Source organism: Cobetia sp. QF-1, assembly GCF_002213105.1.
Lineage (GTDB): Bacteria > Pseudomonadota > Gammaproteobacteria > Pseudomonadales > Halomonadaceae > Cobetia > Cobetia crustatorum.
On the sequence record NZ_NBVS01000008.1, the window covers coordinates 1 to 13801 of the forward strand.

The following is a 13801-nucleotide window of genomic DNA, read 5'->3' on the forward strand; positions in this document are numbered from 1 at the left end:
TCTCGTCGAGCAACGGCGCCTCCGGGGCGGCGGTATCGACGATCAGCGCAAATTCGGCTGACGGGACGCTTATATTGCCGGCGGCGTCGGTCGCGGTGACCGTGAAGACATGCTCGCCGTCGGCTAGCTCAGTCTCGGGGGTAAAGGTCCAGGCGCCATTAGCGTCAGCCATCGCCGTGCCAATCGCCTGGCCGTAGATCATGACCGTGACGGTGCTGCCGATTTCGGCATTGCCGGTCAGTGTTGGCAGGCTGTCATTGGTGCTGTCGCCAGAGGTGAGGGTACCAGTGACGGCCTCCATATCATCGCTGATGCTGGTGATGATCGGGGCATCCGGTGCGGTGATATCAGCATCGACCGGTACCGTGATGGCAGCGGAGGGCGCGCTTTCGTTGCCGGCGGCATCGGTGGCGGTGGCGGTCAGCTCAGTCCCGTCTTCTTGCTCAGGAGACAGCTCGAGAGTGAAGTTGCCATCGTCATCGATCGTCGTTTCGCCCAGCGCCTCACCCTCAGCATTGGTGACGGTAATGGTTGAGCCTGGCTCACCGGTCCCGGTGAGCGTCGTCCCGTCTGTATCCTCGAGTACCGGTGCTTCAGGGGCCTGGGTATCAACCGTCAGTGCCATGATATTGGAAGGTGCGCTGGCATTGTCCGCGGCATCCGTGGCGATGGCTGACAGACTATGCTCGCCTTCAGCCAGTGGCTCACTGAGCTCGACGCTCCAGTTGCCATCAGCATCGGCCTGGACCGTCTCGAGTAGAGTATCGCCATCATAGAGGCCGACGCTGCTACCGGCTTCGGCAGTGCCGGAGATGGTCGGGGTGGTGTCGTCGGTGCTGTCGCCGCTGCTCAGCTCCTCAGTGACCTCACCGGCATCATCGCTGACGCTGGTGATTGTCGGGGCATCCGGGGAGGAGGTGTCAGAATTAGTGTTAGAAGATGACCCTGAGCCAGAGTTTGCTGCTACTGCAACGCCTCCCGCTATTGCTAGGCCCCCAGCGACCACGCCAGCAACACCTAGTCCAGAGCCTGCTACTCCAGAGCCTGCAGTGCCTAGCTCGCCGCCCGTGGCTGGGCTTGCGCCGGTAGCCGCTGCTCCAAGAGCAGATTCAGCCGTCGTGAGGACAGGTGCCGTGGTATAGGGGACAGTGCCTGCTGCGGTATCCGCTAAGCCAACTTGAAAAATATCGCCTGCAAATTCATCACCTTGTAGATAGAGGTGACTCAATTCATTTGGATCAGCGTAAAAGTTTTCTATTGAGACAAGGTCGCCATTTTCTAGTGTCACGAGAAGGTCGTTACCTTGGCGAGTCATTGTCTCTATATCACGAGGTTTGAGGTCCAAGCTGACATCAGATACCTGGTTTAGTTGGATGTTATCAACCTGTCGAAGAATTGTATTCTGGTCAGTAAGCTGCCCATGCGTAGCGACTTTAGCGTTGACTGGCATTGGACTACCCCCGTAGTACCCATTAAGTACGACACCCTGTCGTTTTCTTTATTAATCAATAGTTACAACAATATTATGGCGTAGATCAATTTTCTAGTACCAGATGTTAAACGTTTATAGTTTGAGTAACGTTTAATCTTTTCCTTTTGTTTTTAAGATCCTTTGTCGCGTGTCGCGCCTAATCCTTTCGTCGTGTATGTGCTGTCGTTGGACATCTGTTGACACTCTTCTTTCTCAAGGTAACAACGCTCGCGTGAATCACTTGGATCATACTTTGAGTGCTATTTTACTAATCTGGATGGAAAATAGACATATGTGCTTATTAACATTGCTTTTTATCTGAATCATTTTGATGACCATCATGATTGCTCAACATGAAACGCTTATGCTTTCTTAAGACGATTTTTAAACGAAGAAATGGGTTAATTATCGTTGAGGTTATGTTGCTTGGAAAATTTGTCCGGATGAACTAATGAATGGTCCATAAAAAACGCCACCCCGAAGGATGGCGTTTTCTGCGTAACATTTTGAAAGTTAATATTTATCTTTGGAGTGGTCGAGCATTCTCCCCACCTTGCCATTCTAGATAGGCATCTATCTGAGATTGCGATGCCTCGACGGGTGTTTTCATGAGATACCAATTGACGGACTCGGTGCAGGGTGGCGTGGTGAGTGAACCTGAATACTGCCAGCCTGAGTGATCGCGCGGGAGCAGCAGGTTAGCCGACAATCCACTGGTCAGCGTTTCTGATAAGCCTGATTGCGGAAGACGGCTCAGGAGGCGGCTGAGCGCCAGGTTCTGGTGTCCGGGCTTGACCATGACAGCGACAATGGCCAACTTGCCCTCAGGCGTTGAGTGAACAAGGTGCATCTCCATCGCAAAGCGTTTGCCATCGATGGCATGTTCAGAAGGTATATGGAGGTGGACTTGTGACAGCGTGTACTCGATACCTTCCAGCGTCATGGTATTGCCGCTGGCCCCTTCGATCTGCAGCGTGTGACCGGTATCACGGGTGACGAGCAGGGGGGAGTGATAGTCGAGCTTTGGCCCATCTTCATCCAGAGTTCGTTTCTGACTATCGATATTGATCGGGGATTGTTGCTGGCCGTTTGAGCACTCTGCATATCCCGGCGTCAGCTCCCCCCAGTGCTCAGGACCATTTTCGTTACCTTCGTCCTCAGTGGCATAACTCCACTCTGTGACTGAGGTGCCCGGCGCAGGCACGGATTCATTACTCTTGGCTTGCACTGTGGCAGAAAGCGCAGAAGTGGCGATGAGCACAGCAGCAACGAGTGGGCGGAGTGAAATGAGAGCGGACGATGGGGCAACTGGCATCAGGGGTTCCTTGCGAGACTGACTCTTGGGCAGTGCAGATAGAGCGAACCTGCCCACATGGAGAGGTGACGTATCTGGCAGTACAAAGGGATCCAGTGTGCCGGACTCACTAGCGAGGTCAAGACGACGCTGGAGAGGTACAGTGGTTGTCGCCATCCAGCGCCATACTACTAAGCAGCAGCGCCTGCCCAAAGAATGAGCGGGAGCTGGTGATGATGAATGTCAATCAGGGAGGCTTGGTGTTGCACTCAGTGTGTGAGCCATAGGCACTCGACGGAATCACCGGCGGCTACTCGACTTTCGGGGGGGATGATGGCCAGTGCTTCGGCGCCGGCACAGGACGATAAGACAGCCGAGTTCTGGTCAGGGAAGGCATGAGCCTCTAGCTGACCATCACGGCCTGGAGCCAACCTCACACGCAGGTGGTCCTGTCGAGTAGCTGTCTTGGCTGAGAAAGCGGCACGTACATTAAGGCGGGGCAGTTCACGCAGTGCATGACAGTCTGTCATTTCACCAAGTAGTGGACGCAGAAATAGCCACGCCCCAACCCAGCTGGAAACCGGATTGCCTGGCAAGCCAACCACACGTATCGCATTTCCGGTAAGCGTGTCGATGCGCCCCAACGCAAGCGGCTTGCCCGGTTTGATCGCCAAACGCCATAGATCAATGCTACCAAGTGACTCAATCGCTGGGCGTACGTGGTCTTCCTCCCCTACGCTCACACCGCCGCAGGTCACGATCAGGTCGACCTGATCAGCAGCGGAGGCCAACGCATCACGAGTCGCTTCAAAGGTGTCAGCCACCTTGAGAGGCGCAATGACGACATCCGCACCGAAATCGTTCAGCATCTGGCTTAGCATGACGCGATTCGAGTTATAGATCTGACCGCGCGCCAATGGCTGGCCTGGTTCTATCAGCTCATCACCGGTCGCGAATAGTGCCACCCGTACCTTACGGCGTACCGTCACATTACTGAGCCCTTGTCCGCATAATAGGCCAAGTGCCGCAGCATCCAGACGCATGCCAGCGGCCAACAAGCGGTTGCCCAACACGACATCTCGGCCACGAGCACGGATATTGTCACCTTGAGCACGTGGACCGGGTAGCCAGGCTTCGGGAGTACCATCGGAGCCGTCGCGCAACGTGACCTCTTCTTGCATGATCACCACGTCAGCTCCGTCTGGAATTTCAGCACCAGTGAATAGCCGTCCGCAGCTTTTGTGGCCAAGAGGTTGTGGCGCGTACCCTGCGGCAATTCGTTGGCTGATCGGTAACCAGCAGCCATCGCCGATATCCGCGACGCGAGCACAATAGCCGTCCATCTGAGAGTTGTCGGCAGGTGGTACGTCAAGCTGAGCCAGGACATCTTCAGCCAGTACGCGCCCACTGGCCTCGCTCACCGGGATGTTCTCGACTTCCATCAAGATACAGTGCGCGCGCAGCGCTTCGAGGGCACTGGCCAGTGGCGCAAGCGATGCTGCACTTGCGGGAATGCTGTCACAGCCACATGAGTCGTTTTCAGTGGAGGGAGGCTCAGTGGGCATGAGTACCGCGCTCCGGAATGACCAGATTGGCGAAGTTACAGGGCCGATGTCGACTGTCCAGCTGCTCTTTTAGAATGCCGTCCCATGCGGTACGACATGCGCCGGTTGAGCCCGGTAGACAGAAGACGACGGTGCGATTGGCGAGACCACCCAGGCAGCGACTCTGGATGGTCGAACTGCCGATCTCCTGATACGACAATTGCCGGAAGAGTTCACCAAAGCCCTGTATTTCTTTATCGAGCAGAACGCGAATGGCCTCAGGAGTGGAGTCTCGCCCAGTAAAGCCGGTGCCGCCCGTTGTCAGAATGACTTGAACGTCAGGATCGGCGATCCACTGACTGACGGCTGCGCGCAGCTGGTAGATATCATCTGGCACGATACGCTTTTCATGCAGCTGGTGGCCGGCCGCAGTGAGGCGTTCGACGAGCGAGTCGCCGGAGCGATCAGTCTCTGCCGTCCGCGTGTCGGAGACGGTCAATATCGCGATAGCCAGTCCTATCTGTGCGTCGTTGCTGCTCATGTTCAATCCTTCTTCGCTTGCTGACGGGCATCGAGTGCGGCCAGCTGCTCTGGAGTCGCCTTGCCTTGATGATGTGTTTTCCACTCGGAATAGGGCATGCCATAGACGTGCTCACGAGCGGCCTCGTAATCGAAGGTAATACCGCGTTCCTCGCCTGCGGTTACCAGCCATTTTGACAGGCAGTTGCGGCAGAAGTCGGCAAGAATCATCAGGTCGATATTCTGCACATCCTTGTTGTCATCAAGGTGCTTCAGCAGGCGGCGAAAGGCAGCGGCTTCAAGCTCGGTACGTGCCTGTTCATCTAGTTCACTGATTTTCTGAACTGAAGAGCTATTCTGATCAGTCATAAGTGTCTCCTGACAGGACAAGTGAGGGGGCTTGTCGCTATGAATATTGGCGCACCTCAAGAAATCGTGCGGCTATCTCACTGACTTTACGCAACAAATGACGAGCTGTGAACTAGTGGAGTGAGACACCTGCGTTGCCAGTGGGGGAGCGTATAGGTATCAAGGGTACAGGTGACAAAACGCCCGGCAGGTGAACCTGTCCGGGCGAGTATTCAATTGAGTCTCAAAGCGACAGGCGTAAGGCCATTGGCTCAATTGGGGCGTTGCTGTCGTGCCAAGGCATCATCCGGTGCTGTGGCAGGGTCTGACTGAGGATCGGCTGCTTCTGCCTGCTTTACCTCGTCATACCACAGATTGTGATGTTGCTTTGCCCATGTCTCATCGACATAGCCTGTTTTCATACCTTCCAGTGCACCTTCTGTACCTGCAGTGCCGATATAGATGTGACCGAAAGACACGGCGATCAGGATCAGTGAGGCAATCCCATGAAATGCGTTCGTCCACTGCATGACATCACGCGTTTGTCCGAAGATCGGAAAATCCATCACCAAGCCACTGACGATCACCACGAGACCGACACTGGCTAGAATCCAATACCATGCCTTTTCGCCACCATTGGCAAAGCCGGCGTCTGGATGCTTGCCCTTGATCATGCCGCCACCCTGACGGAACCACTCGAAGTCGTGCTTCTTGGGCAGATTCAGTGACAGCCACTTGGCCAACACCAGAATCAGCATGATCGAGAACAGTGGGCCGAGATAGTTATGTGCCAGTTTCGTGGCCATGATCATGTTGGCCCAGAACACATCCCCGAAAATGTTGCGGAACACGAACTTGCCCCACAGCAGGTTGATACCGGTGATTGCCAAGATCAGGAATAGTGTTGCCAGCGTCCAGTGCATGGCACGTTCGAGAGCTGTCCAGCGAAGCATCAGCTTGCCGGAGCGTGGATGGTCGAGGTCATTACGGCCCACGAGCAGATAGAAGATCGCGAGTACCGCAAGCATACCTCCGAGCGCGATCAGGCCGCCCGGTGATATCCAGCGATTACGGATTTGACGCCAGGTTTCGCCACTCTGATTGATCAGGTTGTAGTTGGAGTCATGACGACTATCGATGGAGTTATCACCATCTTTGACCTGACGCCAAGTGTCGGCATCTACCGTGCCGACCGCCTGACCGATCTCGGCGCTGGGGTCGGCAGCCATGGCATGAGGTGCCAGCCACAGACTGGCAACCATCAAGCTTAGGAACATGATCACGACAAGCAACCGTGACGTTGTAAAGTGCGCGCGCATGTCGCCTCCTTACCCCTTGCGGGCTGCGTCATAGGCCAGACTATCGGCCTGATGAGTCACACTGCTGGTGGTCAGGTTAGCCGAGGTATCTGGATGGCTCGCCTTGTCGACCGGTGACCATGCACCGTCTTCGTGACCGCGGTAGACCACACGCTGACGGAAGATGTCCGAAACTGTCTCAGCATCACCGGCCAGCAGTGCCTTGGTGGAGCACATTTCGGCACACAGCGGTAGTTTTCCTTCGCTGATACGGTTGGCACCGTATTTTTCGTACTCTTCTTCTGGGCTTTCTGCCGGGCCACCTGCGCAGAAGGTACATTTATCCATCTTGCCGCGCTCGCCGAATGCCCCTTGTTGTGGGAACTGCGGTGCACCGAACGGGCAGGCGTATAAGCAGTAACCACAGCCGATGCAGATGTCTTTATCGTGCAGCACGATGCCGTCATCGGTCTTGTAGAAACATTCGGTGGGACAGACAGCCATACACGGTGCATCGTCGCAGTGCATGCATGCCACCGAGATCGAAACCTCGCTGGGCTTGCCGTCATCCAGGGTCACGACACGACGACGCTGAATGCCCCATTCTGTTTCGTTGGCATTCTTGCAGGCCGTGACGCAGCCGTTACATTCGATGCAGCGTTCTGCATCACAGAGAAATTTCATCTGGGCCATGCTGCTTCTCCTTCACGGCCTGTCACCGGGTTTATCGGTCAACAGGCCGGATGATTCTGGTAACTGATTCAGGTGATGCACTTCCTGCGAGAGGTGCCCGTCTGAAAGCACATCTGCCACGCTGTCATTCTGCTGTCGTTGGTCAGGCTCGGCTGTTGATCAGGATCAGGCGAGACTGACACGACACAGCGTGACCTTGGTTTCCTGCATCAGTGTCACGGGGTCATAGCCATAGGTCGTGGCAGTGTTGGCCGACTCACCTAGCACGTAGGGCACAGTACCTTCCGGATAGCGCGACTCAAGCGATTCGCCTTCGTAGACACCCCCGAAGTGGAAGGGCATGAACACGACATCCGGTCCGACGCGCTCCGTGACCATTGCCATAACCTTTACGCGGCCACCTTCGGCGCCTTCGACCCACACCATATCGCCGTCCTTGATACCTTCATCATTGGCCAGCGCCGGGTTGATCTCGACGAACATCTCCTGCTGAAGCTCGGCCAGCCACGGGATGGAGCGTGTTTCTTCACCACCACCTTCATATTCCACCAGGCGACCGGAGGTCAGCGTGATGGGGTACTTGGCGCTGACATCCTTGTTCTGGATGGAGGCATAGAGTGTCGGCAGGCGATAGATGGATTCTGAATCCGGCCAGGTCGGGTAGTCCTTCACCAGGTCACGACGCGCGGTGTAAAGCGGCTCGCGGTGCTTGGGAATTGGATCAGGGAAGGTCCAGACCAGTGCGCGCGCCTTGGCATTACCGAAGGGTGCACAGCCATGTTTGATGCACACGCGCTGAATACCGCCGGAAAGATCGGTCTTCCAGTTCTTGCCTTCTGCTGCCTGCTTTTCTTCTGCAGTCAGGTCGTTCCACCAGCCAAGCTGCTTGAGTAGCTTGTCGGTGAACTCCGGATAGCCATCTTCAATCTCTGCCCCCTTGGACCAGGAACCTTCGGCCAGAATATTGGTGCCGTCATGCTCAACGCCGAAGCGGGCACGGAAGTTAAGTCCGCCTTCTGCCACTGATTTGGAGGTGTCGTACAGAATCGGGGTGCCTGGATGCCCCATCTCCGGCGTGCCCCAGCACGGCCACGGCATGCCGTAGAAGTCGCCATCTGCCGGGCCACCGCGTGCCTTGAGCGTCTCGAAATCGAAGGTGTGCCAGTTCTGCTGGTGTGCCTTCATGCGCTCAGGGCTCTGGGCGGTATAGCCCACCGTCCACATGCCAGCATTGAACTCGCGCGTGATGTCCTCGACGTGCGGGACACTGCCTTCAACCTTGATGTTGCGGAACAGCTCGTCAGCAAAGCCGAGTTTTTTCGCCATCAGGTACATGATTTCATGATCAGGCTTGGACTCGAACATCGGCTCGATAACCTGATCACGCCACTGCAATGAACGGCTTGAGTTGGTAACACTTCCGCGTGTCTCAAACTGGGTGGAAGCTGGCAGCAGATAGACGCCATCGGTTCGGTCGTGCATGACAGCGGCGATAGTCGGGTATGGGTCAACGACGACCATCATGTCCAGCTTGGCCATTGCCTGCTTCATCTCGGGCCCACGAGTCTGGGAGTTAACGGCATGGCCCCAATAGAACATTGCCTTCAGCGCAGTGCGCTGAGAGATGCGATCAGGATCTTCCAGTACACCATCGACCCAACGAGACACCGTAATGCCATTGGTGTGCATCGGTTTGCCGTCATGGTATTCGGTTTGGTCGTAGCGATTCTGAATCCAGTTGTAATCGACGTTCCAGACCTTGGACCAATGCTTCCAGGCGCCTTCCGAGAGGCCGTAGTAGCCCGGCAGAGAATGGGACATCAGCCCTAGATCCGTCGCGCCCTGAACATTGTCATGGCCGCGGAAGATATTGGCGCCGCCACCGGACTTGCCGATGTTGCCTAGTGCAAGTTCCAGGATGCAGTAGGCGCGGGTATTGTTGTTACCCGTGGAGTGTTGAGTGCCCCCCATGCACCAGACAACGCAGCCCGGGCGGTTCTGGGACAGGCGGCGCGCCACGTCGAGCATGTCGGCTTCGCCGACCCCTGTAATACGCTCGACCTCTTCCGGCGGGAAGTTGGCGACTTCGGCACGCACTTCATCCATGCCATAGACGCGTTGCTGGATATAGACTTCATCTTCCCAGCCATTCTCGAAGATGTGCCACAGCAGGCCCCATATGTAGGCTACGTCAGTCCCCGGACGTAGACGCACGAACTTGGTAGCCTTGGCTGCTGTACGTGTGAAGCGCGGATCAACGACGATGATCTCGGCGTTGGAGCGCTCCTTGGCCAGCAAGATGTGCTGCATGGCAACCGGATGCGCTTCTGACGGATTGGAGCCGATGAACAGGATCGAACGACAGTTATGCATGTCGTTGAACGAGTTGGTCATCGCGCCGTAGCCCCAGGTGTTGGCAACACCTGCCACCGTGGTGGAGTGGCAGATACGCGCCTGGTGATCGACGTTATTGGTGCCGAACAGGGCCGCAAACTTGCGCATCAGGTAGGCTTGTTCATTGCTGAACTTGGCCGAGCCAAGCCAGTAGATGCTGTCAGGACCGTGCTCTTCAGTCAGCTCAAGCACCTTGTCACCGACTTCCTCGATGGCCTGTTCCCAGGACAGCTTCTTCCACTTGCCGCCCTCAAGCTTCATCGGATATTTGAGGCGACGGTCCGAGTGGCCGTGCTCACGCAGCGATGCACCCTTGGCGCAATGCGCGCCACGGTTGAACGGGTGGTCGAAGGCCGGTTCCTGCTTGGTCCAGACGCCTTCCTGGACTTCGGCGTACACACCGCAACCCACTGAACAGTGGGAGCAGATGGTGCGCTTGGTCTCGACGGGGGCGCTGGACACCTCGGTCTTGGCCTCGGCGCGCTTCATCATCGGAGCAGCCATGAAGCTTGCAGCGGCCAGGCCGCCGGTCGCAACACCACTGCGTTTCAGGAACTGGCGGCGGTTGATACCGAGTCCCGAGGTCTCTGTGGCAGAGGGGGTGGGGGTCAGTCGCATGACATCATCTCTCCTCGTCACCCGAATCACTGCCCAGGCCGCGTGAGCGAGTCAGGGGGCAGAGTCGGGAGCGGCGGTCTTGCAGGCTGAGCATCGTGCTCGACCTGTGCCGGCTTATCGCTGTCAATGGCGGGCGGAGTAAACTCCGCGCTGCCCGTGTCAGGCTGGCAGTATTGCGGTAATCACAGCTGCCGGCGCTGTCTATCTATCACTGCATGATCACACCTTGCGGCATGACTCAATCACGCAGCGTGGCGTAGAACGCCTTGACGTGGTCACTCTCGCGATAGCGATCGGAACTCTTGTCAGCGGCCTTGGCCTCAGGGGTTGCCTGGTCGGGGATGACGGCGCCTGCCAGTGATCCTGCTGCAGCAACACCGACGGTACTGGCTCCTAGTACGCGCAGGAACTTGCGGCGTCCCTGACGAGCGAGGTTGTGCGTGTCTTTCTTGTCATCATCAGTCTTCATGCTGATCTCCCTTTTGGCAAAGGCGATACGTAGCGTATTCACGTCGCCTTGACCGTGGCTGTCTTTGAGTACTGTCTTCGATCACACGTTTGTGGATCGCTTTCATGTTCAGTTCACTGCATTGCTGATGTTCAGCTGCCGCTGCTTAGACTCACGAGGGCAAGCGAATCCCTTGCCATTCGCCTGCGTTATTCGTCTCCACACCTGCCGGTTGTGCATTGACGGCGATGGACTCGCCGAGATTCAAGCGCTCAGCATTGAGGAAGGCCTGGCCGAGATAGCCGACAGCGGCGTAGAACGGGCTCTCGCGGCGCGCAAGATCAGCACAGCAGCGCTCACCCCAGCTCGCCAGATGACGACGGAAGAAGCCGGATTGCTCGCAGGGTAGTTCGTCAATCAGCATGGCCATGACTTCACACAGAGCCCCCAGATGATCTTCTGGCTCATGCACATCGCTTTGACGCTCAAATCCTAGGAGCTTGAGGTCCTGGCGAAGCGCCACCAGAGGCATCTCCATCAGCGAGCCGGTGAGATACCAGCTGGCATAAGGCACTACCTCGCCTTGCACCACGCCGACCAATGCCTGGAAGTATTCGTCTTCCAATCGACGCGGTTCACTGACGCGCGCGGCCAGAGACAATGATGCCAGGGCTCTCGGCAATTGCTGCTGATCCGCCCCCGGCAGAGTCATGGCATCGTGTTCGAGCGTGGCAAGGAAAGCGATGAGCTCCTCGTCGGGTGCAGCACGTACCAAGCGTGCCAGCAAACGATAGAGGTCAGAGCGCAATGCCTGCTGTTCGACGCTGTGGCTCATCACTGATTCATCGTCAGGCGCCATGGGCGGAGTCTCTCCAGAGGCCGTTGGGAATGTCATTGGCTCAGACCTTGAGTTGGGCATCAGGATTACGTGCCATTTCGTGCCAGATGTCTTTCACGCGACAGTCACTGCACATCTTGAGACGCAAGGCGCCATCACCCTGAAAATAGGCATGTGAGGCTAGTTTTGTCTGCATGGCCGTGATGGTGGCAGTTGAGCCGAAGGGCGTGCCACAGCTGATGCAGGGAAAAGGCACATCCTGTTTGAGGAGCTGCGGTTCGCGGCGTACATCAGGTTGGGGGGCAAAGCCCGGTGTCAACGTGATGACCTGCTCTGGGCAGGACTGCTCACAGAGTCCGCATTGCACACAGTCACCTTGGGTAAAGGACAATGCCGGAGACGTGCGGTTAGCGCTCAGCGCAGTCGTTGGGCAGACCGCGACACAGGCTTGGCACAGGGTGCAGCCATCAGTATCGATAGCGAGGCTGCCAAAGGGGGCACCTTCAGGCACCGCCACAGACTCTTCCGCGAGATCAGCCGCGGTAAGGCCCGCCAGATGATCGAGCACACGATTGAGGCGTTCACGCTTGCCGGGACGCTCATCAGGTCGGCCTAGCAGCCAATCACGTGCAATGGGCAGGCCGAGCTGATGTTCCTCTTCACTATCAGCACCCGGTGCGAGTGCTACACACAGCGGCGCTATCAGCGGTAGTGCGTTGGCACTATCCTCAGCGGACTCTCCCTCGACAGACGAGGAGATGAAGACCAGACGTGAGGTGTCATGGTGATCAGTGGCTAGTTGCATGCTATCCAACAGGGCAAGCGTCAGGCGACGTTCCTGCTCTAACTGCTGGCGTTGGCCAGCCGGAAGAGTGCTCGGCAGTTCGACGAGTATTTGAGAAGCGCCTAACGCAAGCGCGGCGAGCCATTCGTCATGGCTGGTTGCGGTGATCTCATCAAGTGTGATGTCGAGACAGCGTTCCTGGTCGGCAACTGAAACGGCCGCTGAGCCAGCCGCTGAACCAGCCTCATCGGTATCAAGACGATAGCGCAGCAATGGGTAAATGCCGCCGGCATCCTGATAGCGTTCCAGAAGCCGCTGAATCTGTTCCATGCGTTGCTCGAAGGGCGGCTGAGTGAAGCTCAGGGCGCCAGTTGGGCAGGCGCTGACACAGCTGGCCGCGCCATGGCACAGGAAGGGATCAATTTCGATATGTGCATTGCGGCGACCCACTACGGAGAAGATTGCATCAGCGCTGCAGGAAGACAGGCAGCGTGTACAGCCTATGCTGCCAGCGCTGGCATGCGCACAGACATCCAGATTGACGCTGACATAGTTTGGCTTGTCGAAGCTGCCGACCAATTCACTGAATTGAGCAGCCCATTCCGTCAATGCTGGCAGCGTTATGGCATCGAGTTGCGCATCACTAGCCAGGCGATCAAGTTCAGAAAGTACGGCTTCAGTCGCGCGTAGATACCCGGGCGGTGCAAGCTCTGCTTGATTGAGAGGCTGGGCTGCCAGGTCTGCAATCAGATCAAAATGCGCCACATGCTGAAGGCTGGATTGGCCATCAGGCTGCATGACAGAGATTGCCGGCAGCAGGGCGGAGGCCAGGTTGACGCCATCGCTGGTCAGCGTGAACTGTCCCAGATAGCCCTTCAGGCTGAGTAGATCACGTGTGGCGCTGTGCGACGGCAATGCTTCGCTGGTCGTGAAATGCTGTTCATCGAGCGAGACTAGCGCGCTGTTGTCCTGGTCACTGATCAACAGTACCAACGGCAATTGAAGCGTTGTTGGTAGCTGCGAAAACAGGCTGGCCAATGCGCGAACGCGTGCTTCGGTTCCGACGAGAAGCGTACGGCCCTGGCTGCGATAGCGGATCGGGGCACTACCGGCATCGCTGGCGAGCAATGGCAAGCTGGTGGCGTGTCTGCTCGTGGTTGCAGCGCCAGTTGTGGAAGACATGGCGCGCTGGCGAGCCTGTTGATTCAGCAAGCGTTGGGTATCTTCAATGCTCAGGCCGGTACTGGCGTGTACGGCCAAGGGCGTGCCGTGCGCTGCTGGATCACGCGGCTGCGGGTGCGAGGAGCTCGCTGTCATCTTGCTCATCCTTTTCGGTCGATACGGTCCTGTCGGTCGCCGCTGCCGTCAGGTGGCAGAAGGCTGTCGCAGGACCCTGTCGCCGCAGATTCTCAAGGCAAATGCCCGGTCAGCAGTCAACAGTCATTCAGTGGGTGGTCAATGACATGCTTTGCGCTGCGCTATCAGGCGGTCAGGACGCCCCAGAAGGATAGTTCAGGCAGGCAGATGTCATGGGCGTTTGTCAGGTGTACCC

General features: G+C 57.0%; 11 protein-coding genes and 1 pseudogene. All 12 read right to left on the minus strand.

Annotated features, from left to right (window positions below; all coding sequences use genetic code 11):
* Window positions 1-1288 (minus strand): Ig-like domain-containing protein (locus CFN46_RS13780; protein ID WP_254918493.1); only part of this gene is annotated, 1288 nt, incomplete at its 3' end.
* Window positions 1289-1300: 12 nt separating this feature from the next.
* A pseudogene (locus CFN46_RS17870) lies at window positions 1301-1450 on the minus strand (hypothetical protein); the annotation flags it as partial.
* Between the two features lie 541 nt (window positions 1451-1991).
* Complete coding sequence (locus CFN46_RS13785; protein ID WP_169734545.1) at window positions 1992-2786, minus strand: carbonic anhydrase; 795 nt, start codon at window positions 2784-2786, stop codon at window positions 1992-1994.
* Window positions 2787-3034: 248 nt separating this feature from the next.
* Window positions 3035-4330 (minus strand): gephyrin-like molybdotransferase Glp, encoded by a 1296-nt coding sequence (glp, locus tag CFN46_RS13790; protein WP_088743830.1) that lies wholly within the window; start codon window positions 4328-4330, stop codon window positions 3035-3037.
* Window positions 4320-4850 (minus strand): molybdenum cofactor biosynthesis protein B, encoded by a 531-nt coding sequence (moaB, locus tag CFN46_RS13795; RefSeq protein WP_024953169.1) that lies wholly within the window; start codon window positions 4848-4850, stop codon window positions 4320-4322. The genes glp and moaB overlap by 11 nt, the downstream gene beginning before the upstream one ends.
* Window positions 4851-4852: 2 nt before the next feature.
* Window positions 4853-5197 carry a DUF1244 domain-containing protein gene (locus CFN46_RS13800; protein ID WP_051511095.1) on the minus strand — a complete coding sequence of 115 codons (345 nt, stop codon included), beginning with the start codon at window positions 5195-5197 and terminating at the stop codon, window positions 4853-4855.
* A 251-nt stretch (window positions 5198-5448) separates the two neighbouring features.
* Window positions 5449-6495 carry a formate dehydrogenase subunit gamma gene (locus tag CFN46_RS13805; RefSeq protein WP_024953167.1) on the minus strand — a complete coding sequence of 349 codons (1047 nt, stop codon included), beginning with the start codon at window positions 6493-6495 and terminating at the stop codon, window positions 5449-5451.
* A 9-nt stretch (window positions 6496-6504) separates the two neighbouring features.
* Entirely contained in the window at window positions 6505-7167 is a 663-nt protein-coding gene (fdh3B, locus tag CFN46_RS13810) for a formate dehydrogenase FDH3 subunit beta (protein WP_024953166.1), read from the minus strand.
* A gap of 165 nt (window positions 7168-7332) precedes the next feature.
* Window positions 7333-10179: a molybdopterin-dependent oxidoreductase gene (locus tag CFN46_RS13815; protein WP_035160409.1), complete on the minus strand. Its 2847-nt coding sequence runs from the start codon at window positions 10177-10179 to the stop codon at window positions 7333-7335.
* A gap of 238 nt (window positions 10180-10417) precedes the next feature.
* Entirely contained in the window at window positions 10418-10648 is a 231-nt protein-coding gene (locus tag CFN46_RS13820; protein ID WP_024953164.1) for a hypothetical protein, read from the minus strand.
* A gap of 151 nt (window positions 10649-10799) precedes the next feature.
* Window positions 10800-11486 (minus strand): molecular chaperone, encoded by a 687-nt coding sequence (locus CFN46_RS13825; RefSeq protein WP_246116553.1) that lies wholly within the window; start codon window positions 11484-11486, stop codon window positions 10800-10802.
* A 40-nt stretch (window positions 11487-11526) separates the two neighbouring features.
* Window positions 11527-13566, minus strand: coding sequence for a 4Fe-4S dicluster domain-containing protein (locus CFN46_RS13830; protein WP_024953162.1), 2040 nt, complete (start codon window positions 13564-13566; stop codon window positions 11527-11529).
* Window positions 13567-13801 lie beyond the last annotated feature (235 nt).

Coding starts and splice junctions, on each gene's coding strand:
- CFN46_RS13785 (WP_169734545.1), bottom strand. CDS start 2,786: ATGCCAGTTGCCCCATCGTCCGCTCTCATTTCACTCCGCCCACTCGTT.
- glp (WP_088743830.1), bottom strand. CDS start 4,330: ATGCCCACTGAGCCTCCCTCCACTGAAAACGACTCATGTGGCTGTGAC.
- moaB (WP_024953169.1), bottom strand. CDS start 4,850: ATGAGCAGCAACGACGCACAGATAGGACTGGCTATCGCGATATTGACC.
- CFN46_RS13800 (WP_051511095.1), bottom strand. CDS start 5,197: ATGACTGATCAGAATAGCTCTTCAGTTCAGAAAATCAGTGAACTAGAT.
- CFN46_RS13805 (WP_024953167.1), bottom strand. CDS start 6,495: ATGCGCGCGCACTTTACAACGTCACGGTTGCTTGTCGTGATCATGTTC.
- fdh3B (WP_024953166.1), bottom strand. CDS start 7,167: ATGGCCCAGATGAAATTTCTCTGTGATGCAGAACGCTGCATCGAATGT.
- CFN46_RS13815 (WP_035160409.1), bottom strand. CDS start 10,179: ATGCGACTGACCCCCACCCCCTCTGCCACAGAGACCTCGGGACTCGGT.
- CFN46_RS13820 (WP_024953164.1), bottom strand. CDS start 10,648: ATGAAGACTGATGATGACAAGAAAGACACGCACAACCTCGCTCGTCAG.
- CFN46_RS13825 (WP_246116553.1), bottom strand. CDS start 11,486: ATGGCGCCTGACGATGAATCAGTGATGAGCCACAGCGTCGAACAGCAG.
- CFN46_RS13830 (WP_024953162.1), bottom strand. CDS start 13,566: ATGACAGCGAGCTCCTCGCACCCGCAGCCGCGTGATCCAGCAGCGCAC.